The sequence below is a fragment of the Mitsuaria sp. BK037 genome, assembly GCF_014193045.1.
Taxonomy (GTDB): Bacteria; Pseudomonadota; Gammaproteobacteria; order Burkholderiales; family Burkholderiaceae_C; genus Roseateles.
On record NZ_JACHYS010000001.1, the window covers coordinates 110,689 to 134,390 of the forward strand.

Sequence of the window (23,702 nt, forward strand, 5' to 3'; positions counted from 1 at the left end):
CTCTGTTTGACGAGCACCCGGAGCGTGTCCGAAGCACCTTTTGCCCTGCGCTGGTGATACAAGGTCGCGTTCATCGCTCCGCCGGCAGGCTGCCCCAGGCATCAATCCTGCTGCCCCGTCGCCGATGCCCTTGATCGACTCCTCCGCGCCCCCCGACCCCCGCGCCGCCGACCTCCGCCGCATGAAGCTGGTCGCGCTGGGTTGCCTGCTGGCCTCGCTGGCCGGGTTGGCCGTCAGCCTCGTGATGGGGGCCCAGGGGCCCTGGGCCTGGCTCAAGGCCTTCTGCGAAGCCGCCGCCATCGGCGGGCTGGCCGACTGGTTCGCCGTCGTCGCGCTGTTCCGCCATCCATTGGGACTGCCGATCCCGCACACCGCGCTCATCCCGCAGGGCAAGCACCGCATCGCCGACAGCCTGGCCGAGTTCGTCCGGGACAACTTCCTGCATCCCGAGGTGCTGCTCCAGAAGCTCGAGATCCTCAACCCGGCCGAGCGCCTCGGCCAGTGGCTGCGCGAGCCGGACAACCTCGCGCAGGTCACCGGCTCCGTCCGCGCCATGGCCATCGAGGGCATCTCGCTGCTTCACGAGCAGGCGGTGCGCCGCGCCATCGGCGAGTTCCTCGTCGCACGCGCGCTGTCCTGGAACGCCACCGCCACCGCCGCCTCGGTGCTGGACGTGCTGACCAAGTCGGGCCGTCACCAGGACGTGCTCGACGGCGCCTTGTCCAAGCTGCGCGACTACCTGGCCACGCCCGAGGTGCGGATGCTGGTCGCCGCGCGGCTGGTGAAGTTCGCCCGCGCGCAGTGGCCGAAGGCGACCTCCCTCGTCGACACGATCGCCAACGTCGACAAGATGGCCGACAGCCTGTCCGACAAGCTCGCGCTGCAACTGGTCGAGGAAGTGCAGACGGCGCTGTCGCAGCCCGATCACTCGGTGCGGCGGCAGTTCGATGACTGGATCCACGAATTCATCGAGCGCCTGCGCCAGGACCCGGAGTTCGCGCGCGAGGTGAACGCGATGAAGGACCGCGTCGTCCAGAGCGACGACGTCCGCGCCTACCTCGACGGCGTCTGGACCGAAGTCCGCGCCACCATCGAGCGCGACCTGCAGCGCGAGGACTCGGTGCTCATGCGGCACCTGGACCATTCGCTCGCCGGACTCGGCGACCGGCTGAGCCGGGACCCGTCGCTGGTGGAGGCGATCAACGCGCATGTGCTGTCGGCCGCGGGCCGCATGGTCGGCGGCATGCGCGAGGGCGTCACGCGCCACATCGCGTCGACGGTGAAGTCCTGGGACGACCGCAGCCTGGTCCGCCAGATCGAGCTGAGCGTCGGCCGCGACCTGCAGTTCATCCGCCTCAACGGCACGCTGGTGGGCGGCGTGATCGGGCTGCTGCTCTACGCGGTGACGGTGGTGATGCAGCGGTGAGGCGCCAAGCGTTGCCGATCATGCAACGGGCGTTGCGCAATCGGCAACGCCCGAGGGTGCTCACAACGCCTTCAAGAACACCACCAGGTCCTTCTTCTCCTGCTCGGTGAGCTGGGTCTCCAGCACCAGGTTGAAGAACTCCACCGAGTCCTCCAGCGTCAGCAGCCGGCCATCGTGCAGGTAGGGCGGCGAGTCCTTGATGCCGCGCAGCGGGAAGGTCTTGATCGGGCCATCCATGTTGGCCATGCGCCCATTGATCATCCTCGGCTTGAAGAAGCGCTCCGTCCGCAGGTTGTGCATCAGGTTGTCCGTGTAGTACGGCGGCGCGTGGCAGCTCGCGCAGGTCGCCTTGCCGAAGAACAGCTGCTGTCCGCGCAGTTCCTGCTGCGACGCCTTCCTCGGATCAAGCTTCCCGTCGATGCCCAGCTTCGGCGCCGGCGGGAAGTCCAGCAGCGCCTGGAACTCCGCCATGAAGTGCACCTGGCTGCCGCGCTCCAGCACGTTCACGCCCTTCTTCGTCGCGATCACCGGATCGCCGTCGAAGTAGGCGGCGCGTTGCTCGAACTCGGTGAAGTCCTCCACCGTCTTCAAGGCCCGCTGCGAGCCGAACAGCCGCTGGATGTTGACCCCGCGCAGCGTCGGCGTGTCGATCCGGTGCCGGAAGGGCTGCGGCCGGATGTCGCCGACCAGGTGCGTCGACGCGTTCGTGTGGCCGTTGGCATGACAGTCCAGGCACGCCACGCCGCGGCTGGGCTTCAGCGTGCGCCGGTCGTCGGTCTGGTTGAACTGCTGCTGCGGGAACGGCGTCACCAGCAGCCGCACGCCTTCCAGCTGCTTCGGATTCAGCACGCCGTTGAACAGCCGGAAGTAGTTGTTGATCGTCACCAGCTCCCCCTTGGACACGTCGCCCAGGTCGGGCCGCGTCGTCAGGAAGATCGGCGCTGGGAACTCCGGCAGGAAGTGGTCGGGCAGGTCGTAGTCCAGGTCGAAGCGCGTCAGGTCGCGGTCGATCTCCTGGCGCCGGATCTCGTCGATGTGGAACTTCGGGAAGACCATCCCGCCCTCGGGATGGTTCGGATGCGGCAGCGGCAGGAAACCCTTGGGAAAGAGGTCCTTGGCCTTGATGTCGTCCGGACTCATCGCCGCCAGCTGCTCCCAGCTGACGCCGCGCGGCAGGCGGACCCGCACGCCGTCCTGGAGCGCCTTGCCCTTGGTCATCGTCGCGCCCGGGGAGGGCCGGTTGGCCAGGTCGTAGCGCTCGTTGAGCAGGTCCGCATGTTTCCGCGCCAGGCCGGGTTTCGCGGCGCTCATGCGCTTGACGACGCTGTCGAAATCCTCGGTGATGACGACCGGCATGTAGCTGGTCGGCGGGGCGGCGGTTTCGCCCATCGCGGTGTTCGTGGCCAGGGGCACGGAGGCCACCGCGGCGGCGGTGCCGAGCAGGGCCGGCCAATGCCAGCCCCCGCGGCGGGGTGCGCGTGAAGTCATGTCTTCTCCCTTTCCGGTGGACGGGGCGCCCGCGCCGGTCCCGCACGCGGCGGCAAGCGGGGTTCCCGGCCGCGACAGGAACCGCGCGATGGTGCGCCACCGCACACATGGGCAAGGACTGACCCCAAGGAATGTGATCGCGGCCTCTTCGGGCCTTCGCGACACAGCCAGACAAGACCGTAGTCCATCGTGTCGCCCGATCCAAATAGAACCTCGTGATGCGTTCGATAGCCGCCGCCTCGCTGCTGATTGATGTGTGAGCCTCCTCTGTTGGAGCAGCAGGCTCCGCGGGAATTGGCCTTTCTCGACCATCGAACTGGAGGTCCGGGTTCGGGAGACTGACCGCCTCCTCATTCCGATGGTCAGCCAATTCACGTCATGTCTCATCACTTTGTTCCCACGCCTGCCGTCCGACCGCTGGAACGGGCGGCTCCGACTCCCGACCCGGTGACCCGCGCCGCGCCAGGCCGCCGTCGGGACGACGAAGAGGCCGAAGCCACCGCGGAGTCTTCCGCACCGCCGGCCGAGACTGCCGAGACTGGTGCAGCGCCCGCCGACGCGGCCCCGGCCCCGAGCGCAGAGCTTGCAGCGCCAGTCGATGCGCCTGCCACCGCCGACACAGGCACTCCCGCTGACGAGAACGACCCGCTGCGAAGCAGCCGCTCCAGTGCGATGCTCGCGGCGGGCCTGGGCCTGCTGGGCGTTGCCGGCGCGGCAGCGGCGGGCGGGTCGGGCGGCGGGTCCAGCGCGACGACGCCGATCACCATTGATCCGCCGAAGCCGGAGCAGCCGAAGCCGGAAGAAAAACCGGATCCGAAGCCCGAGCCTCAACCCGATCCGAAGCCGGACCCGAAGCCTGAGCCTCAGCCAGACCCGAAGCCGGACCCGAAGCCTGAGCCTCAGCCAGACCCGAAGCCGGATCCGAAGCCTGAGCCTCAGCCAGACCCGAAGCCGGATCCGAAGCCTGAGCCTCAACCCGATCCGAAACCGGACCCGAAACCCGAGCCTCAGCCAGACCCGAAGCCTGACCCGAAGCCCGAGCCCGAGCCCGAGCCCGATCCGAAGCCGGATCCAAAGCCCGAGCCCGAGCCCGATCCGAAGCCGGACCCGAAGCCCGAGCCCGAGCCCGATCCGAAGCCGGACCCGAAGCCCGAGCCCGAGCCCGATCCGAAGCCTGACCCGAAGCCCGAGCCGGACACCGAGCCGCCTGCCGCGCCAGTCCTGGCCCTGATGAACGACACCGGCACCAGCGGATTCGATCGCGTCACCCGCGACGCGACCGTGCTGGTATCCGGCCTGGAGCCGAACGCGAGCTGGCGTTATTCCTTGGACAACGGGCAGACCTGGCGGGACGGCAAGGACGGCGCGATCCCCGCATCGGCGTTCACGCACGACGGCGACTGGAAGGTGCTGGTGCGCCAGGCCGATGCCGCCGGCAATCACAGCGAGGTGCGATCGCTCGAATTCAAGCTGCTGACCTCGGCGGCCACGCCGACGCTGCGGCTCAGCGAGGACACCGGCGCGACCGTCTTCGCGGATCCGGCCGGCATCTCCCTGCATGACGGGGTCACCCGCGACGCCACCGTGCTGGTGGGCAATCTGGACCCCAACGCGAAGTGGCAGTACAGCATGGACGGCCTGTCCTGGTTCGAAGGCAGAGACGGCCGCGTCGAGCCGGGATTCTTCGGCGACCACGACGGCGCCAAGATCGTTCATGTGCGTCAGCTCGACACGGCCGGCAACATCAGCCAGGTCGAGACGCTGCAGTTCGTCCTCGACACGAAGGCGGACGGTCCGACCGAGGTCCGCCTCGTCAACGACAGCGGCGTGAGCAGCACCGACTGGCTGACCAACGACGGGCGGCTCGAGCTGGTCCTGGCCCCGGGCAAGACCTTCAGCTACACCTTCGACACTGGCCACTGGGGCTCCGGTGGCGGCGCGGCCGGCAACACCGTGGCGATGCCCGCCGACCTCCCCGACGGGGCCCGCTGGGTGGAGCTTCGCGTGTACGACGGCGCCGGCAACGGGACGCTGCAGCGCGTCAACTTCCAGCTCGATCGCACGCCGCCGCCCAAGCTCGGCGCGACGCTGATCAATGACACCGGCGCCAGCGCCACCGACGGCATCACGCAGGACGCGACGATCCAGGTCACCGGGCTCACCGCGGGCAACCGCTGGCAGTACCGCATCGCGACCCGGGGCGATCAATGGTTCGATGGCGACGATTCGATGCGGATCGAGAACTCGGCCTATGGCGGCGACGGCTACAACTGGGTCGACATCGCGCAGGTCGACGCCGCCGGCAACCGCAGCGAGCTCACCCGCGTGCACTTCGAGCTCGACCGCGTCGTCCAGGCGCCGACGCTGTGGTTAAAGAACGATAGCGGCGCCAGCGCCTCCGACTTCATCACCGCCGACGGCACGGTGGTCATCGGCGGCCTGGAGAACGGCGCGACCTGGTTGGCGAGCTTCAATGGCCAGCAATACACCGGCACGGCCGTCGGCGGCATCCATCCCACCGTGACGCCGCCGTCCAGCGATCACTTCATCTTCCGCGCCCGTCAGACGGACCTGGCCGGCAACGAGAGCGCGCTGTCGACGCCGCTGCGCGCTTTCGTGACCACGAAGGAGGACGCCGACGCGCGTCAGCCGGCGCTGCGATCGGGTGAGGGAGCGCTGCTGAGCGGCACCGATCGCCAGGACGATTTCCTGGTCGAGATCGGCGCCAACATCCGGCTGCTCACCGTCACCAACTTCTCGAGCGAGCAGCACGATGTCCTCGACCTGAGCCAGATCCTGACGCTGGGCGCCGGCGAGAAGATCGGGGACGCCGTGAGCAAGTGGAACCGGGGCGACGGGTGGCTGGGCGTCGAGCTGGCCATCACGGCCAACGGTGGCGAGCGGTACATGGTCGACCTGTGGAACCTTCCCGCCGCAGATCGCATCTTCATCCGCACCGGCGACGGGCTGCACGTCCTCTGAGCCCGGGACGGGCATGACCCCCGCGGCGAGCGCCGGCGTCCTCTAGACTCCGGCGCTCGTTCCGTTCCGGTCCGTTCCCTCGGTCCGGTTGGCCGCGTCCCCCGTCCTCGTGGAGTCCCTCATGCCCCGATACGTTGCCTTCCTCCGTGGCGTCAGCCCGATGAACGCGAAGATGCCGGACCTGATCCGCGCCTTCGAGGCCGCCGGCTTCACGCGCGTGAAGACGGTGATCTCCAGCGGCAACGTGGTGTTCGACCACGACGGCGCGCCGGTCGACGAGCTCGAGCGCCGTGCCGAGCAGGCGATGACGGACACGCTGGGCAAGACCTTCGGCACGACGGTCCGCCCGGTCGAGCACTTGCGCCGGATCGTCGACGCCGACCACCATGCACCGTTCCAGCCGCCGTCCGCGGCCAAGCAGCTGATCACCTTCCTGAAGCGCCCGCACGAGTTGCCCGTCTCGCTGCCGCTCGAAGGCGAGGGCGCCGCGATCTGCAAGCTCGAGGGCGTCGAGGTCTACAGCCACTACCTGCCCAATGACAAGGGCCCGCTGTTCATGACCATGCTGGAGAAGACCTTCGGCAAGCAGATCACGACCCGCACCGTCGACACGGTGCGCAAGTGCATCAAGGCCTGAGCGCGAAGGCCTGAGCGCCCGCTCGACTGCCGACGCCCGGTCCGGACGTGACCTGAGCGCAGGTCACGGCGGCGGCAGCGGCCGCCCGCTTCAGCCGAGCACGTTGTAGAGCCGCAGGATCCACCACTGCTGGACCGCCAGCGCGACCAGCACCAGCGCCCACTGGAAGCGCTGGTTCGCCACCAGCGCCGCGATGCCGCACAGCACGACGGACGCGGCCGTCTTCACGCCGTACTCGGCGCCCAGCCCCTGCAGGTAGGCCGGCCCCTTGAGCCAGCTGTCCGCCACGTCCAGCAGCAGCGAGGCCGCCAGGATCCCGAAAAACCAGCGCCGCCGCGACAGGAAGTAGTCGCGATAGCCGCCGTATTCGGCGATGTCGTCGGGGAACAGGATCGCGCACAGCAGGTACAGCACCGCGCTGTAGCCGACGACGAACACGAACTGCTCGAAGTGCCAGGGCGCGACGCGGCTCAGCGCGAACTCCCACCACCAGAAGTGGATCAGCGTCACCAGCATGTAGAGCGCCCACAGCAGGTGCACGCCGTAGATCCTCAGCCGGCCGGGGTGCTGCACGAACTTCGCCAGCCCCGACAGCAGCCGCGCGATGGACAGGCTGACCACCATGCTCAGCACCATCCGGATGTGGATGAACTGGGTGGGATCGATCGTGGCGTGGTCCATCGCTTCAACTCCTCGCGGACGGTGGTCCGGGGTGGCGCCGAGGGTGGGTCACCGCGCGAGGGCGCGGATCGTGGGGCCGATGAGGGCGCCGCTCAGGCCACGCAGGCCCGATTCTTCCCGGTGCGCTTGGCCTCGTAGAGCGCCTCGTCGGCGCGGTCCAGGGCCTGCTCCATCGTCTCGCCCGCCCGGAACAGCGTCACGCCGGCCGAGAAGGTGACGAACACATCGCGGCCTTCGTGCATGAAGAGGCTGGCCGACAGCGAGCGCTGCAGCCGCAGCAGCACCGCCTGCGCTTCCTCGAGCGGCGCCTCCGGCAGGATCAGCACGAACTCCTCGCCGCCCCAGCGCCCGACCTTGTCGCCGGGCCGCAGCAGCCCCGACACGCGCGCTGCCAGCGACTTCAGCGCCTCGTCGCCGGCCGCGTGGCCCAGGTTGTCGTTGAGCTTCTTGAAGTTGTCGATGTCCAGCAGCGCCAGCGCCAGCGGCTTGGGATCGCGCTCGAGCTTGGCGCGTTCGGTCTCGAAGGTGGCGATCAGGCCGCGCCGGTTGGCGATCTGCGTCAGCTGGTCGGTCTGGACCTCGCTGGAGAGCTTGCGCAGCTCGCCCTCGAGCTGCTCGACGCGCTCGGCCAGCTGCGCGGCGCGGTCGTGCTCCTCGCGCAGCCGGCCCTGTGTGGTCTGCACCAGCGACTGCACGCTGCGGCTCTCTTCGACCATCTCGCGCACCACGCCGGCCAGGCTTTCCAGCGAATCCGCCTGCTCGATCACGGTGGCGTACTTGCCGACGCTGTCGCTGAAGCGGTCGGTGTGCTGGCCGAGCTCGCCCAGCTCCTGCAGCATCCGGTTGATCAGGCCCTTGAGCGCGTCGCGGGCGCGGCTGCGCTCCTCGCGCAGGCTGTGCTGGCGCTCGCGGGTGCTGTGCAGCAGCTCGCTGACCGAGCGCACGCTGCGCGCCGTCAGCCCCTGCGCCAGCGTCTGGCCCATGGCCTCGCACTGGCCCCGCGCCCAGGAGTCGTCCTCGGCCAGGTCGGCCAGGCTGCCTGTCAACTCACCGCAGAGCTTGCCCAGCTCGTTGAAGGCGTGGTTGCGATGGTCCAGCCAGCGCCGCGCGCGGATGCACAGCGCGTCCATCTGCGCAGCGCGCTCGGGCGTCGCGCCGTCGCGGACCAGCTCGGCATGGGCCACGCCCAGCGCATCGATCAGTTCCTGCGCGCGCACGTCGTCCGCGGCGAGGGCATGCCGCACGGTGCCGTTCAGGTGGGTGCCGACCTCGGGCCACGACTGCAGGCCCGGGCCGGTGCCGGCGGACGCCGCCGCGCCCATCAGCGTGTCCAGCGAGCCGTAGCGGCCGCCCTCGGCCGACGCGGGCCGGCCGTCGTCGGCCGCATGCGGGTCCGCGGGCGGTTGCGCGCTTTCCTCGTCGGTGAAGAACTGCGTCGGCGTGCCCGCGCGGTCGTCGTCGTCGAGCGCGTCCTCGTTGGCCTCGTTGGCCGACGCCGCGCCGCCGGTCGCGGCCCCCAGGCCGACGGTCGACGGCAACTCATCCAGCGGTGCGGGCTGCGTCTCGACGCGCGCGTCGCTGACATCCGAATCCCAGCTCGCCACCAACTGCCGCAGTCGCAGCGTCAGCCGCTGCGGGTCGCTGCGATTGCTCTGCAGCACGCGCAGCACGCCGTCCTTCTTGCGCGCGAGCGTCCACTGCCGCCCGCCGCGTTCCAGGCCGCGCATCAGCCGCTCGATCAGCTGCGCCAGCTGCTCCGCCTGCGCGCCGGGACCGTGCGTCTGCTGCAGCGCTTCCAGCGCGCGCTGCAGTTCGTCCCAGCGGCCTTCCTTGAGCTGCGTCGCGAAACCCTGGCGCTGCTGCGGATCGGGCACCGCCAGGCCCAGCAGCCGCGCCATCGAGGCCTGCGCGCGCTCGGGCATCTGCGTCGACGCGGCGCCGCGCACCGGCTCGCCGGCCTCCTGCGCGTAGGCGCGGGCGTAGTTCTCGGGTGTCGGCTCCAGCTTGTCCAGCGCCAGCCGGCGCAGGGCCGCTTTTGCCAGGAGAGCGGGGGGCTGCTGCGGCATCGGTCGGGGCTCGGTGAAACGGGGGAGGGCGCTGGCGGCTCGCGGCACGCGACCGGATCAGCGCATCGGGCTTTCGTCGCCGACCTCGGTGGTCGGCAGGATCCAGGGCGCCTTGCGCGGCAGCACCGTCTGCGCCAGCCAGCGCTCGAGCTCGTCGGGCGGCAGCGGCTTGCTGAACAGGAAACCCTGCATCAGGCTGCAATCGAGCCGGCGCAGCACTTCCATCTGGCGCAGCGTCTCGACGCCCTCGGCGATCACCTGCAGGCCCAGCGAGCGCGCCAGCGCGATGATCGCGGTCACCACGGCGGAACTCTGCGGCGTGATGCCCAGGTCGCGCACGAAGCTGCGGTCGATCTTCACTTCCGAGATCGGCAGCGTCGTCAGGTAGGCCAGCGAGGAGTAGCCGGTGCCGAAGTCGTCGATCGAGATCTCGACGCCGACCTCGTTGAGCCGGTGCAGCGACGGGATGACGCTCTGCAGGTCCTTCATCAGGCCGGTCTCGGTGATCTCGAGCTGGATCGCGCGGTGCGGCACGCCCCACTGGCTGACGAATTGATGGATGTGCTCGACCAGGTCCGAGCGCTCGAACAGCCGGTTGGGCAGGTTCACCGCGATCGATTCGCTGAAGCCGAAATTCAGCTGCCAGACCTTGGCCTGGCGCGCGGCCTCGCGCAGCGCCCATTCGGACAGCGGCACGATCAGGCCGGTTTCCTCGGCCAGGGGGATGAACTCGCCGGGCGGCACCAGTTGGTTGCCGCGGCGCCAGCGCATCAGCGCCTCGGCGCCGACCATGCGGGCGGTGCGCACGTCGATCTTGGGCTGGTAATGCAGCACCAGCTCGTCGCGCTCGATCGCCTTGTGCAGCGCGGATTCGAGCTCCAGCTTCTCGCGCCCGCGGCCCGCCAGCATCGGCGAATAGAGCGCCGACGCATTGCGGCCCTGGTTCTTGACCGCGTACATGGCCACGTCGGCGTTGCGCAGCAGGTCGGCCATGGTCAGGCCGTCGCGCGGGTAGAGCGCGATGCCGACCGACGCGGTCACGAAGCACTCCTGGCCGGCGATGAAGATCGGCTCGCGCAGCGCGTCCAGCACCCGGTCGGCGACGCGCTCGGCATCGCCCTCGTCGCCGACCTCGGGCAGCAGCGCCACGAACTCGTCGCCGCCCAGGCGACCGACCGCCTCCAGCGTGCGGTGCGAGCGGGTGCCGACCGACTCCAGCATGCCTTCCATGACCTGGTCGCTGTGGCGCACGCAGGAGCGCAGGCGGCGGCCGACTTCCATCAGCAGATCGTCGCCGGCGGCGTGGCCCAGCGTGTCGTTGATGACCTTGAAGCGGTCCAGGTCGATCAGCAGCAGGCCGACCTCATGGCCCATGCGTCGGCCGGCCTCGATGGCGCGCTCGGCGCGCCACATCAGCTGGCGGCGGTTGGGCAGGCCGGTGAGCGCGTCGAAGTTGGCCAGCTCGCGGATGCGGTCCTCCGCCATGCGGCGGTCGGTCACGTCCTGGATGACGCCGGTGTAGCCGCAGGCGTTGCCGTGCTCGTTGAACTCGGGCTCGGCCTCGATGTGGATGACGCGCTTGCGGCCGTCCAGCAGCGTGAAGGGCAGGTCGGTCACCAGCACCGAGTTGTGGGCCACGACGTCGCGCAGCAGCCGCATGAACAGCAGCCGCTCCTCGCGCGGCACCATGCGCATCACGCCGATGAAGTCCAGCGGATCGGCCGGCCCGCGGCCGAAGACGCGCAGCGCCTCGTTGGCCAGCTTGAAGCCGTGGCCGGTCTGCCACTCGAAGCTGCCCATGCGGGCCAGGTCCTGCGCGCGCGCCAGCTTGGACTTGCTGCGCTCCAGTTCCTGGCGGGTGCGCGAGCTGCGCAGCATGTAGCGCAGCCGGCCGGCCAGCAGCCGCCACTGCGTGGACTTGACGAAGAAGTCGGTCGCGCCGGCCTGGTAGGCGCGGTTGATCGAGGCCTCGTCGTCCAGGCCGGTCAGCATCAGGATGGGGGCGTTCTCGAAGCCGGGCAGGGCGCGCAGGCGCTCGCAGGTCTCGAAGCCGTCCAGGTCGGGCATCAGCGCGTCCAGCACGATGAGCTCGGGCGTCCACTGGGTGACCAGCTGCAGCGCCTGCTGGCCGCCGGTCAGCGCGGTGACCTCGAAGCCGTGCTCCTGCAGCGCGGCCTCGATCAGCATCAGGTTGACCGGGTCGTCGTCGACCAGCAGGACGCGTGGCCGTTCGATCAGTTCGCCTTCCTTCACGACGCGGCTCATCGCTGGGCTTGCACCAGTTGCTGCATCGCCAGCCGGGCGGCGGCGATGTCGTCCAGGGCGATGCCGATCAGGTCGGCCAGGCCGTCCTCGTGCCCGGCGCGGGCCAGGCCTTCGATCTCGGCGCAGCGCTGGGACAGCACCGCGGCGCCCAGGCTGGCCGCGGCGGATTTCAGCGTGTGCGCCACGTGGCGCAGGCCGTTGAGGTCGCGCGGCGCGTCGCGGCCCTGCGCGAGCACCTGCTCCTGCTGGTCCAGCGATTTCAGGAAGGCGGCCACGACACGCTCCAGCAGATGGTTCACGCCCTCCGGGTCCAACTCGCGCAGACGGGCGAGGGCCTGGTCGTCCAGCACGGCGGGTTCGGGCTGAGTCCGGGAGGGCATGGTCGTGGCGTGGTCCGGTGACATCTTCTGATCATGGCGCCGCATGGACGTTCCACGCGGAGTTGCGGGCCATTGTCGTTCACCAGGAGGATGGAGTCGTGGGAAAAAGCCGTCAATTCTGGTGTTCTTGGGGCTGTCGCTCGGGGTAAGTCCCGGGTCCGGTGTGGCGCCGGCGCCTCCGCGCCGGGATGGTGCGCTGGTGAATCCTCGGTGAGTGGCTGGTGAGGCCTACATACAATGGCCCGCATGAACAGGTTGGGGGACGCCGCCGCTCGTCGTCGGCCATGGAAGGGTGCCGCGCTGGCCTTGGGGCTGGCGGTCGTGGCCCTGCTCCTGCTGCTGGCGTTGAACCTCGAGCCGTCGGGACCCGGCCTGGTGCTGACCGCCGTGATGGCGGGCGCGGCGCTGATGATCTTCGTCGCCGCGCTGACCTGGCACCTCGCGGTGCGCTTGGCGCGCGCCCAGTTCGGCGAGCTGCTGCGCGAGAGCCGCCAGCAGGCCCAGGCGCTGACGCAGCTGCAGCCCGACTGGCTCTGGCAGACCGACGCGCAGCATCACCTGGTGCGCTGGCAGGCGTCGACCGGCGCGCCAGCGTCGAGCTGGGCCGGCACGGCGGTGAACGGCGCGGTGACGCAGCGGCTGTGGGAGCGCTTCGAGCCGCTGGCCGGCGCGGACGGCGCGGACGGCCCGGACAGCGTGCCGCAGGACGTGCGCGCCCGGGTCGAGCCGGGTCACTCCTTTGAACGGCTGCGCGTCGTCGACGCCCAGGGCCGGCGCTGGGAACTCCGCGCGCAGGCGACGACCGATGCCGCCGGCCGCTTCGCCGGCTTCCTGGGCGCGGCCCGGGCGCTGGACGAGTCGCCACTGGCCACCGACACCGACACCGCCGCGGCCACCGCGCCCGCTCCGGGCGCCACCGACTGGCTCCAGGCCTTGCCCGGGCCCGCCTGGCTGCTCAGCGGCGACGATGGCGCCTCGACCCGCCTGATCGATGTCAACGACGCGGCCCTGCAGATGATGGGCGGCTCGGAGGCGCGGGGCCAGCTGTGGCGCGCCTGCGAGGAACGCCTGCCCGAGGAACTGCGCCAGGCGCTGGCGCAGCCGGACCTGCAGTCGGGCAGCGCCTGCGGCGCCTGGTGGCTGTGCCTGACGGCGCTGCCGCATGGCGGCGGCACGCTGCTGAGCCTGTGGCCGCAGGGCGCGGCGGAGACGGTGCCCGCGGCGCTGGCGATGCAGGCCGCGGAGCAGGCGCGCGCGGACCAGGCCTCGTTCAGCTACACCGTGTCGCACGACCTGCGCGCGCCGCTGCGCGTGGTCGAGGGCTTCACCCGCATCCTCAAGGAAGACTACGGCCGGCTGCTGGACCGCGCCGGCAACGACCACCTCGATCGCGTGCTGGGCGCCTCGGCGCGCATGCAGAGCATGATCGACTCGCTGCTGGCCCTGTCCCACCTGTCCTCGCAGGCGCTGCGGCATGAGACGGTGGACCTGTCGCTGCTGGCCGGGCAGGTGGTGGACGAACTGCGCCGCGCGTCGCCGGGGCGCGAGGTCGAGGTCGAGGTGCAGCCCGGCCTGCGGGTGCAGGGCGATCCGACGCTGCTGCGCATGGTGCTGGAGAACCTGCTGGGCAACGCCTGGAAGTACAGCGGCAAGCGCGAGCACGCAGTGATCCGCTTCGAGGCCGAGCAGCGCCAGGGCGAGCGCGTCTTCGCTGTCAGCGACAACGGCGCCGGCTTCGACATGCGTTTCGCGGACCGCCTGTTCGGCGTCTTCCAGCGCTTGCACAGCGCCAGCGACTTCCAGGGCACCGGCGTGGGCCTGGCCTCGGCGCGGCGCATCGTGCGCCGGCACGGCGGCGACATCTGGGCCGAATCCGAAGTCGGGCAGGGCGCCCGCTTCTACTTCACCTTGCCGAGCTGAGACCGGTCCGCGCGCTTGTGTCGCGGGCCGCGTGGCGGTCCGAAGGCCATCAACTGCCGAGCGCGAGCTGCTCGACCGCCTCGACGACGCGGCGCGCCTGCTCGCCGAGCTCGATGCGCTGCTCGGCGGCCATACGCTCCAGTCGCGCCAGCGCCTGCGCGCGGGTCAGCGAATAGCGGTGCATCAGCACGCCCAGCGCCATGGCCTCGACCACGGCCAACGCCGAGGCCGGCTCCAGTGCCGGTGCGGGCGGCGCCGCGTCGGCGCGGGCGGGCCGGTTGGCGAAGGCGGCCTCCACGGCGGGGACGATCTGGTGGATGTCCAGCGGCTTGACCAGGTAGGCCAGCGCGCCCAGTTCCTTGACCTTGGCGACGGTGGCCTCGTCGGCGAAGGCTGAGAGGAACATGAAGGGCAGCTGCAGGTAGTCGCGCAGGTAGCCGGCCACGTCGAAGCCGGTCATGCCTTCCATGCGGATGTCGAGCAGGGCGAGGTCGGGGCGGTGCTGTCTGGCGATGAGGATGGCGTCGTCGCCGTTGTCGGCGTCCAGGACCTCATAACCGGCCTGGGCCAGGCCATGCGTCAGGGTGGCGAGCACCAGCCGGTCGTCGTCCACGACCAGGATGCGGCCCTTGCCGCTCGCGCCCACGTCCTTGCTCACGCTGTCCACGCTGCTCCCGAATCCAAGGCATCCCCGAGGGGTGACCGCGGATTGTCACCGAAATGCCGTGCATGCCCCGCGCGGCGGGCTGGCCCGGTTGCGAGTCGTCACAAGGCCTCGAGCAACTGCACCCCCGGCGGCCACAGGCTGAGCTCGCACACCACCTGCTCGCCGTCCTGCGTCAGGCCCAGCAGCGCGCTGCGGCGCGGCAGCAGCGCGCGCACCAGGCCCAGGCCGGAGACGCCGCCCCGCACCTGCGCCAGGTCGAAGCCCGGCGGCAGCCGCCCGGTGTTGACGATGCGCAGCACCACCTGTTCCGGATCGAAGCGCAACTCGCAGCGCACCGGCGCGTCGCCGCCATGCTTGACCGCGTTGGTGAACAGCTCGTTGAGCGTCAGCGCGATCGGGATGGCCTCGGCCTCGGGCAGGCCCCAGCGGTGCGACTGCTCGGCCATCGCGCCGTCGACCTCGACCAGGATCTCCCGGCCCGACATCCGCTGCACCGAGCCCATCACCGCCTCGACCACCTTGCGCAGGCGCAGCGGACCCGACATGCCGACCTGCAGCCCGTAGACCTGCGCGATCGCCTGGACCTGGCCGACCGCCTCGTTGATCACCGCCTTGACCTCCGGGCGCCGCGCCGCGATCTGCTGTAGCAGCCCCGCCACGCCCTGGAGGTTGTTCTTGATGCGGTGGTGGACCTCGCGCACCAGCAGCTCGCGCTGCGCGATCGCCGCCTCCAGCCGGGCCGCCTCCTGCGCGCGCTGCTGCGTCACGTCGCTGGCGACCAGCAGCAGCTGCTCCGGTTCGAGCTCGCCGCTGGCGTCGTTGACGCCGGCCAGGTGCAGCAGCCGCGCATCCCAGATCCGCGCCTGCCCGCGCACCGTCAGCCGGTACTCGCGCTGCAGCACCTCGCTGCTCTGCAGCGCGAACTCCATGTCGGCGCGGATCGTCTCGGCCTCGTCGCCGCCGCCGAAGAGCGCCTCCAGGCTCGCGCCCAGCAGCTCCTCCTCGGGGCGGCCGGCCAGCGCCGCGGCCGCCTGGTTGATCTGGCGCACCTGCAGCGTGCGGGCGTCGTGCAGGCTGATGGCGATCGGCGCGGCCTCGATGATCCGGTGCAGCGAGGCCTGCGCCTGCAGGCTCTGCGCCTCGGCCTGGCGGCGGCGCTCGATGTCCAGCAGCGCATAGGTCAGCTGCCGCGAGCCGTCCGGCCCCATCGTCGCCACCGCGTTGCCGACCACCCAGAACTCGCGGCCGTCGCGCGCGACGACGCGGCATTCGAAGGTTTCGGCCTGGCCCTCGGGCAGGTCGTCGAGGTAATGCGTCTGGCGGAACGGATGGTCGGGCGCCTCGGTCGCGACGCTGCTGATCGGCTGGCCGGCGAATTCCGGCAGGTCACCGCCGAACATGCGCCGCGCCGAGCGGTTCATCCACTCGATCCCATGCCGGCCCACCGTCACGATGCCGACAAGCACCGAGTCCAGCACCGCGCGTTCGCGCTCGGTCTGCAACTGCAGGGAGTGCTGCAGCAGCTCGTTGCGTTCCTGTGCCTGCTGGTGGTCGGTGATGTCGACGGTCAGCACCGAGGTCGTTTTCTGGCCGGAAGCCAGCTGGCCGATCTCCACGCGGGTCATCAGCCAGCGCAGCCCGTGCTCAGGGTGCCGCACCGCGTAGCGCGCCACCGTCGGCGTGGCCTGCTTGAGCGCGAGCTGCAGCTTCTCGTACTCGGCGCGCGAGTCGGGCTCGACCATCTCGCGGTTGACGCCCTGCAGCGAGGGGGCCTGTTTCGGGGCGTCTTCGCCGGACGAGGACGGCGGCGGCGCGCCGGTGCCCGGCCGCGACCAGCCGGCTTCCGGCTGGAAGGTCGCCAGGCCGACGCCGGCCGTGTCCATCAGCGTCTGCAGCTGCTGCTGCGCGAGCTCCAGGTCCTGTTCGGCGCTGCGGTCCTCCAGCATCACCAGCGTGCGCGGGCGCGACCACGGGCCGCTCAAGCGCCGCGCGCGCACGCGGATCCAGCGCCGGCGATCGCCGGGCGGCGCCAGCAGGGCGTTGCGATGGGATTCCTGGCCCGACTCGGGCGCCTTGGCATGCAGCAGCTCGCGCCACTCGGGGGGCAGCTCGTGCAGGCTGATCGGCATCTGCGGGCTCAGGCGCCGGCACAGCGCGGTGAACGCGGCGTTGAAGCGCAGCAGCAGGCCCTGGTCGTCATGCATCAGCGCCGGCAGCGGGCACAGGTCCAGCCACTGGTCGATCTCCGACTGCATGCGCTCGGCGCGTTCGCGCGCGGCCAGTTCGGTGCTGTGGTCCTGGAGCAGCGCCAGGCCCAGGCCGCCCTCGAGCGGATGCACCCAGGCCTGCAGCAGGTGCTCGCGGCCCTGGTCGTCGACCAGGCGCAGCTCCTGCGCCATGCCGCTGGGCAGCAGGCGCTGGCCCTGGAGCGAGACCTCGCCCATCAGGCCCTGCAACTGCGCGTTGGTGAGCAGGACCTGGCCCTTGGCGTCGAGCACGAAGGCGGGCCAGGGGCCGTCCCAGAGCCCGGCGAGCAGGCCGGGCACGTCCTGCCCGCGCGCCGTGAGCAGCGCGCGCAGGGCGTCGAGGTCGGGGGAGGCGAGGGGGAGTTGGGGCGACACGGGGCGAGTTTAGAAGACCCTCACCCCGCAGCTGTCATCACTCGAGCTGCGCCGCCTTGTGCAGCGCGCGCAGCACGGCGTGGTTGACTTCGTCGGGACCCAGCATCAGCGTGTCGAGCGCGTCGCGCACGTCCAGCACCGACTCGTTCTCGATCGCCTGCACCAGCTGCAGGTAGCCGTGGTACGGCCCGGTCTGGTCGACCAGCGCCTGGCGCACCCGCTCCGGCACCGGGATGGACTGCAGCAGCTTCTCGAACGGCTGCTTCAGCATGTGGTCCAGCAGCGAGAACAGGCCGCAGATGAACATCTCGTCCCGCACCTCGGAGTCGGTCATGCTCTTGGCCAGCTCCTCCATCACCAGGCCGCGGCGCAGCGCGCCGAACATCACCGGGCGCATCGCGTGGTCCTTGCTGGCCGTGGCCAGCAGCAGCGCCAGCCAGCGGCGCAGCCGCGCATAACCCAGCAGCATGATCGCGTGGCGGAAGGAGGACACCTCGACCGACAGGCCGAAGGCCGCCGAATTCATGTAGCGCAGCAGCTTGAAGGCCAGGCTGGGATCGCGCTTGAGCGTCTGCTCCAGGCGCTCGACGTCCTCGCCCTGGTCGACCCGCGACATCAGCTCCACGATCACCTGCAGGTCGGCCTGGCCGTCGTTGCGGGTGGCCGGGACGGCCGGGGCCTCGAATTCGCCATGCACGGTCCAGCCCAGCACGCCGGCGGCGCCGCCGTCCAGCGCCTGCTTGAAATCGGCCGCGCTGCGCGCGCCCGAGACCAGCACCGACTTGCCGGCCGGCAGCGGACCGCCGCCCAGCTCCTGCAGGTCCAGCACCAGCTGCTTGAAGCCGGCCGCGTCCGAGCGACCCTTGAGCAGCGCGCCCCGCACCTGGGCCTGCGCGGCCAGGTCGGCATCGGACAGCAGGAAGGCCGGCACCTCGACCTTCATGTTGCCGGGCAGGGCCGCGGCCAGCAGGCCCTTGAGCAGCCCCTCGTGCGCCACGTTCAGCAGCACCGGCCTGGCCGGGAAGGCCTCGGCCAGTGCCGCCAGCAGGGCCGACGCGTCGGGCGTGGTCTCAGGGCGAAGCGCGAACACGGTGACGCGTGTGGCTTCGATGTCGAAGGACTTGGAAACCAGGGGCGCGTAGCCCAGGGCCACTTGGCCCAGCACGGCGTGTGTCGAGTTCATGCAGATCGGCGCATCAGGAGTTGATGTACTGGAACAGCGACATGCGCTGCACCATCGAGTAGGTTTTCAGCGCCGCATCGTAGCCCGTCTGCTGGTTCTGGAAGTCGGAAATGCCCTGGGTCATGTCCAGGTCCTCTGCGGCAGATTGCTCAGCCTGGTTGTAAACCTTGAGCGTCTGCAGCCGCGACTCGGAACCGTCCAGGTTGTTCATCTGCTCGCCGACCTGGCTGCGCACGTTGGCCAGGTTGCCCATGACCGCATCCACGTCGCGCAGGTTCATCAGGTTGCTCTGCGTGATCTCGGGCGCGGTGCGGCCGGTGGTCTTGAGCGACTCGATGGTGCGGTCCAGCACCTCGAAGAGCTTGAGGTCGGCCGTCGACGGCTTGACGCTGAAGCTGTCGCCGTCGGACGGCGTGCCGGCGACCGTCATCGCCATGCCGTCGAACTTGATGGTGTTGCCGCCGCTGTAGTTGTCGCTGGCCACCGGCACGTGACCCTGGCTCTCGTTGAAGACGGTGTAGGTCTGCGAGGGCGCGGTGCCGCTGATGACGATGCTGTAGCTGTCGCCGGTGACCAGCGCCGGGTCGGTGACGCGGCCCGAATCGATGTAGCCGGTGGAGGCCTTGCCGGTCAGCACGTTGGGCGCGGGGCCGGTCTCGAAGCTGCCGTTGCCGCTGCGCGCCTGCTCCCAGGCGGCGCGGCCGTCCACGCTCAGCGGATAGTTCTCGAGGTTGCCGGTGGTGACGCTGCCCGAGATGCCCTCGAAGCCGACGCCGCCGCCGATGCGCGCGCCGTTGGCGTCGCGCTGGACCGGGTTGTCCAGGAAGGGCGCGCCGGAGGTGCCCTGGCCCGAGAACAGGTAGCCGCCCGCGCCGTCGGTGCGGTTGGCGATGGCCAGCAGCTGGTCGCGCAGGCCCTGGATCTTGGTCGCCAGGCCCTTGCGCTCGGGGTCGCTGTAGCTGGCGTTGCCGGCGGCGACCAGCGTCTCGCGGATCTGCTGCATCAGCTCGTTGGCGTCGCCCAGCGCGCTCTCGGCCAGCGTCATGCTGTTGCGGCTGGCCTCCAGCGCGCGCTGGCTGGCGTCGACCTGCCCGATCGAGGTGCGCGCGCGCTCGGCCCGCGCCGCGCCGGTGGGGTCATCGCTGGCCTTCTCGACGCGCTTGCCGCTGGTCAGGCGCTGCTGCGCCTCCTGCATCTCCTGCTGGCGGCGCTGCAGCGTCGCGATGCTGGCGTCGAACATGTTGTTGGTGGCGAGTCGCATGGCGGCGTCCTTCTGGAAACGGGTCGTGCGCCGCGTCAGCGGCCGACGACGCTCAGCAATTGGTCGAACAGGCTCTGCGCGGCCTGCAGCATCTTGGCGGCGGCCTGGTAGCCCTGCTGGAACTGCATCAGCTTGGCGGCTTCCTCGTCGAGGTTGACGCCGGCCTGGCTGGAACGGGTCTGCTCCGCCGCGGAGGCCACCGTGGTGGAGACCTGCGCCAGGTAGTCCGCGCCCTGCACCCGCGACCCGATGTCGGCGATCGCGGACGCATAGGCCTCGTTGACGGTCTGGCCGCGCGAGAGCTTGCCGTCGGCCTGCAGCTGCTTGCCCAGGAAGGGCTCGCTCTGCATCGCGACGAAGGCCTTGGCGTTGCCGTTGTTGGTCGAGACCACCTGGTCGGAGACCTGCAGCGCGATCTTGTCGCCCTCGCGCGGCACGCCGTTCAGGCTCAGCTCGAAGCCCAGGTCGACGCCCGCCGCCGGATCGTTGCCGATCTTGCCGCCGGCCTTCCAGGTGCCGCTGACCGAGGTGTTGTCCGACAGCGTGATCGTGTAGTTGATGCTGTTGTCGGCGTTGACGCTGCCGAACTGGACGGTCGCCGGCTGCTTGCTCTTGTCGAACTTGTCGTTGACCGCATAGAGCGCGTCGACGGTGGCCGTGCCCCTGTTGTTGACGTCGGTGGTGGCGATGATCGGCGAGGCTGCGGCCAGGCCCGACGGATCGTCGAGCGAGCGCTTGAAGCTGGCCGCCGCGTTGGCCACCGGCTCCAGCAGGAAGCTGTCGCCCGGCTGCATCGTGCCGCTGGTCGACAGGCTGATGCCGTAGGCCGCCTTGATCTGGTCGTTGCTCATGATCGTGGGCTGGCCGCCGGGGCGCACCGCGATCTGGTAGCTGTCGGGCGTGCCGGTCGGGTCCGGCGTGACGGTGAACGACAGCGCCGGCACCAGCGCGCCGTCGGTGACGGTGGCGCTGACGGTGGCGTCGCCGCGGTTGGTCGACGCCGGCCGCACCGCCGGATCGGCGATGGTGAACAGCGGTCCGCCGGCCTGCGCCTTCAGGTCCAGGCCCAGGCTCTGCTGCTCGTTGACGCGGGTGGCGACCGCGGTCGCCATCTGGCCCAGCAGGTTGCGGGCGTCCTGCAGGTGGGTGTTCTGGTAACGCAGCAGCGCCGTCAGCGAGCCGCCGGTCAGCGTGCTGTCGTCCAGCGCGCGGGTGCCGCTGGTGTCGCTGATGGACAGCTGCGCGCGCGCGCCGTCGTAGGGGTCGGGCGTGACCGAGAGCTGCTGCGCCTGGCCGCCCAGCACCAGCACCTGGCCGCCACCGATGAACACGCCCATCGTGCCGTCGCGGGCGTTGGGCACGGTGCTGACCTGCACGTACTGGCTGAGCTGCGAGATCAGCTGGTCGCGCTTGTCCAGCAGGTCGTTGGGCGTGTGGCTGTTGCCGGAGGCGCGCGCGATCTGGTCGTTGGCTGCGGCGATCTGCTTGGCCAGCTCGTTGACCTGCTTGACGTCGGCGTTCATGTCGCTGACGACGCCGGCCTGCAGGTCGGCCAGCTGCTGGCCGGCGCTCTGGAAACGGGAGGCCAGCGCCTGCGCCTTGCCCAGCACGACCTGGCGGGCCGAGGGGTCGGACGGGCGGCTGGCCACGTCGACCAGCGCGTTCAGGAAATCATTGGCCGACTGCCCCAGGCCGTCCGCGCCGGTGGGGAAGAGCTTCTCCAGCTGCCCGAGCTGGGACTGCATGGTCGTGTCGGCGAAGGCCTGCGACTTGGCGGCCGCGGCCTCGCGGGTCAGGAACTCGTTGTGCGAGCGGGTGACCGTCTGCACGTTCACGCCCTTGCCGAAGTAGCCTGCGCCGGTGAACTGGCCTTCGGGCGTGGTCAGCACCACTTCCTGGCGCGAGTAGCCGGCGGTGTTCGCGTTGGCGATGTTCTGGCCGATGGTCTGCAACGCCGCCTGGTTGGCGAACATCGCGCGCATGCCCAGCGACAGCAGCGGGGAGGTACTCATCTCGGGCTCCTCGTTCCTTGGTCCTCAGCGGCGCGCGATCAGGCCAGCGCGCGCTGCACGCGCATCGTGGTGTTGATGGTGCGCGCCAGCTTGGTCGCGTAGTCGGGGTCGGTGGCGTAGCCGGCCTTCTGCAGGCCCTTGGCGAAACCCTCGGCGCTGCCGGTGTTGGCCTTGGCCACGACATCGCGGTAGCGGTCGTTGTTGCCGATCAGGCGGGCATAGTCCTTGAAGGCCTCTTCATAGCTGCCGTAGGCGCGGAACTTGGCCGTCACCTTCATCGGCTTGCCGTCGACGTACTCGGTGGTCTGCACCTCGGCGACCTTGCCGGTCCAGTTGGCGCCGGCCTTGATGCCGAAGACGTTGAAGCTGCTCGAGCCGTCCTTGTTCAGGATCTCGCGCTTGCCCCAGCCGGACTCGTGCGCCGCCTGGGCGATCATGAAGCTCGCCGGGATGCCGGTGGACGCCTGCGCGGCCTTGGCGGCGCCGTCGTGCTTGAGGATGAAGTCCTGCACATGCGGCTGCACGTTCTTGACCGCCAGCTGCGGCAGCTGCTGGACCTTGGTCGCGCCCTTGGCCGTGGGCAACTCGCCGTCCTTGACGCCGAGCTGGCGCTGCAGGTGGCGCTCGATCGCCTGCGACAGGCCGCCGGGCAGGCCGGTCATCTTGGCGGCGTACTGCTGGTCCAGCATCTCGCCGCCCATCTGGGTCGCCGAGTTGTCCATCATGCCGCTGCTCATCGTGGCCTGGCGCATGCTCTTCATGACCTCCTGCATGAAGAGGGCCTCGAACTGGCGCGCGGTCTCCTTGACCGCGGCCTTGGGGTCGCGCGACGCGGTGGACTTGAGCTGCTCGACGGAGCGGGTGTCCGAGGACAGCCCGTTGGTGGCGAAGTTCGCGCCCATGCCCAGGGCGTTGCTCAGCGGGGTGGAGAGCGCCATGTCAGATCACCTCCAGCTCGGCGTTCAGCGCGCCGGCCGTCTTCATCGCCTGGAGGATCGCCAGCAGGTCCTGCGGGGTGGCGCCCAGCGTGTTCAGCGCCTTGACGACGTCGTTCAGCCGCGCGCCCGCGGGCAGCTGGATCAGCGAGCCGGGGTCCTGCTTGATGGAGATGTCGGTCTTTTGCGTGACCGTGGTCTGGCCGCCCGAGAGCGCATTGGGCTGGCTGACCTGCGGCGTGCTGGAGATGGTCACCGCCAGGTTGCCGTGCGCGACCGCGCAGGGCTGCAGCGTGACCGCCTGGTTCATGACGACCGAGCCGGTGCGGGCGTTGATCACGATGCGCGCGGCCGGGGTCTCCTGGTCGAAGCTCAGGTTCTCCATGTCGGCCAGGAAGGCGACGCGGGCGTCCGGCGTCAGCGGCGCGCGCACCTTGACGACGCGGCCGTCCAGCGCCATCGCCGTGCCTTCGCCCTTGGCCTTGTTGATGGCCTTGGCGACGGCGCGCGCGGTGCCGAAGTCGGAGCTGTTCAGGTCCAACTGCAGCCACTCGTTCTGCTGCAGCGGCGTGGGCACGCTGCGCTCGACCAGCGCGCCGCCGGGGATGCGGCCGGCGCTCAGGTGGTTGATCTGGACCTTGGAGCCGCCCGCCGAGGCGCCGGCGCCGCCCACGATCAGGTTGCCCTGGGCGATCGCGTAGACCTGGCCGTCGGCGCCGCGCAGCGGCGTGGCGATCAGCGTGCCGCCGCGCAGGCTCTTGGCATTGCCCATGGACGACACGACGACGTCCAGCGGCTGGCCGGGCTGCGCGAACGGGGGAAGCTGGGTGGTGATCATCACCGCCGCGACGTTGCGCGGCTGCATGGTCACGCCGGGCGGCAGCAGCACGCCGAACTGCTGCAGCATCGCCGTCATGCTCTGGCCGGTGAAGGGGGCCTGGGTGGTCTGGTCGCCGGTGCCGTCCAGGCCCACCACCAGGCCGTAGCCGGTCAGCGGGTTGGAGCGAACGCCCTGGACCGCGGCGACCTCCTTGATGCGCGTCGCCTCGGCGGGCGTCGCGATCGCGAGCAGCGCCATCAGCGCGAGCAGGCCGGAAGCCAGCAGGCGGGGGGAGCGGGACAGGAAGCGGGGGAAGGCGGTGGTGGGGTACATCTCGGTCACACGGTAGCCAGACTCG

General features: G+C 70.4%; 16 protein-coding genes. 4 read left to right on the top strand and 12 right to left on the bottom strand.

The features are described from left to right. The first annotated feature begins 181 nt into the window (after positions 1 to 181). Positions 182 to 1,426: a DUF445 domain-containing protein gene (locus FHT37_RS00500; RefSeq protein ID WP_183478480.1), complete on the top strand. Its 1,245-nt coding sequence runs from the start codon at positions 182 to 184 to the stop codon at positions 1,424 to 1,426. A gap of 60 nt (positions 1,427 to 1,486) precedes the next feature. Here the strand turns inward: FHT37_RS00500 and FHT37_RS00505 are convergent, their stop codons facing one another. Further along, complete coding sequence (locus FHT37_RS00505) at positions 1,487 to 2,914, bottom strand: hypothetical protein (RefSeq protein ID WP_221210937.1); 1,428 nt, start codon at positions 2,912 to 2,914, stop codon at positions 1,487 to 1,489. A 447-nt stretch (positions 2,915 to 3,361) separates the two neighbouring features. Between FHT37_RS00505 and FHT37_RS00510 the strand changes: the two genes are divergently transcribed. Next, on the top strand, positions 3,362 to 5,896 hold the full coding sequence (locus tag FHT37_RS00510) for a hypothetical protein (RefSeq protein WP_183478481.1): 2,535 nt from the start codon (positions 3,362 to 3,364) through the stop codon (positions 5,894 to 5,896). Between the two features lie 121 nt (positions 5,897 to 6,017). Beyond that, positions 6,018 to 6,533, top strand: a complete 516-nt coding sequence (locus tag FHT37_RS00515; protein ID WP_091722456.1) for a DUF1697 domain-containing protein — start codon at positions 6,018 to 6,020, stop codon at positions 6,531 to 6,533. Positions 6,534 to 6,623: 90 nt separating this feature from the next. On the opposite strand, the gene FHT37_RS00520 is transcribed toward FHT37_RS00515, so the two are convergent. The 4 genes from FHT37_RS00520 to FHT37_RS00535 all read right to left on the bottom strand — a co-directional run bounded on the left by FHT37_RS00520 (position 6,624) and on the right by FHT37_RS00535 (position 11,925). Further along, a complete protein-coding gene (locus FHT37_RS00520) occupies positions 6,624 to 7,214 on the bottom strand; it encodes a hypothetical protein (protein ID WP_183478482.1) in 591 nt (196 codons plus the stop codon). Between the two features lie 92 nt (positions 7,215 to 7,306). Continuing rightward, positions 7,307 to 9,280 carry a diguanylate cyclase gene (locus tag FHT37_RS25220; RefSeq protein WP_255489458.1) on the bottom strand — a complete coding sequence of 658 codons (1,974 nt, stop codon included), beginning with the start codon at positions 9,278 to 9,280 and terminating at the stop codon, positions 7,307 to 7,309. A 57-nt stretch (positions 9,281 to 9,337) separates the two neighbouring features. Next, complete coding sequence (locus FHT37_RS00530; RefSeq protein ID WP_091722460.1) at positions 9,338 to 11,545, bottom strand: bifunctional diguanylate cyclase/phosphodiesterase; 2,208 nt, start codon at positions 11,543 to 11,545, stop codon at positions 9,338 to 9,340. Then, entirely contained in the window at positions 11,542 to 11,925 is a 384-nt protein-coding gene (locus FHT37_RS00535) for an Hpt domain-containing protein (RefSeq protein ID WP_254783199.1), read from the bottom strand. The genes FHT37_RS00530 and FHT37_RS00535 overlap by 4 nt, the downstream gene beginning before the upstream one ends. Before the next feature lie 246 nt (positions 11,926 to 12,171). Here FHT37_RS00535 and FHT37_RS00540 point away from each other — a divergent pair, with 246 nt between their 5' ends. Beyond that, entirely contained in the window at positions 12,172 to 13,845 is a 1,674-nt protein-coding gene (locus FHT37_RS00540) for an ATP-binding protein (protein WP_183478483.1), read from the top strand. A gap of 49 nt (positions 13,846 to 13,894) precedes the next feature. On the opposite strand, the gene FHT37_RS00545 is transcribed toward FHT37_RS00540, so the two are convergent. From FHT37_RS00545 to FHT37_RS00575, 7 genes are all read right to left on the bottom strand, one after another. After that, entirely contained in the window at positions 13,895 to 14,512 is a 618-nt protein-coding gene (locus tag FHT37_RS00545) for a response regulator (protein ID WP_254783200.1), read from the bottom strand. 98 nt (positions 14,513 to 14,610) lie between these two features. Beyond that, positions 14,611 to 17,133: a sensor histidine kinase gene (locus tag FHT37_RS25595; protein ID WP_183478484.1), complete on the bottom strand. Its 2,523-nt coding sequence runs from the start codon at positions 17,131 to 17,133 to the stop codon at positions 14,611 to 14,613. Between the two features lie 37 nt (positions 17,134 to 17,170). Then, the gene (locus tag FHT37_RS00555; RefSeq protein ID WP_183478485.1) at positions 17,171 to 18,316 is read right to left on the bottom strand and encodes an EAL and HDOD domain-containing protein; all 1,146 of its coding nucleotides are present in this window, start codon (positions 18,314 to 18,316) and stop codon (positions 17,171 to 17,173) included. Between the two features lie 13 nt (positions 18,317 to 18,329). After that, positions 18,330 to 19,577, bottom strand: a complete 1,248-nt coding sequence (flgL, locus tag FHT37_RS00560; RefSeq protein WP_183478486.1) for a flagellar hook-associated protein FlgL — start codon at positions 19,575 to 19,577, stop codon at positions 18,330 to 18,332. 35 nt (positions 19,578 to 19,612) lie between these two features. Continuing rightward, positions 19,613 to 21,589: a flagellar hook-associated protein FlgK gene (flgK, locus tag FHT37_RS00565; protein ID WP_183478487.1), complete on the bottom strand. Its 1,977-nt coding sequence runs from the start codon at positions 21,587 to 21,589 to the stop codon at positions 19,613 to 19,615. 38 nt (positions 21,590 to 21,627) lie between these two features. Beyond that, on the bottom strand, positions 21,628 to 22,527 hold the full coding sequence (flgJ, locus tag FHT37_RS00570; RefSeq protein ID WP_091722488.1) for a flagellar assembly peptidoglycan hydrolase FlgJ: 900 nt from the start codon (positions 22,525 to 22,527) through the stop codon (positions 21,628 to 21,630). A gap of 1 nt (position 22,528) precedes the next feature. Next, on the bottom strand, positions 22,529 to 23,677 hold the full coding sequence (locus FHT37_RS00575) for a flagellar basal body P-ring protein FlgI (protein WP_091722491.1): 1,149 nt from the start codon (positions 23,675 to 23,677) through the stop codon (positions 22,529 to 22,531). Positions 23,678 to 23,702: the final 25 nt, after the last annotated feature.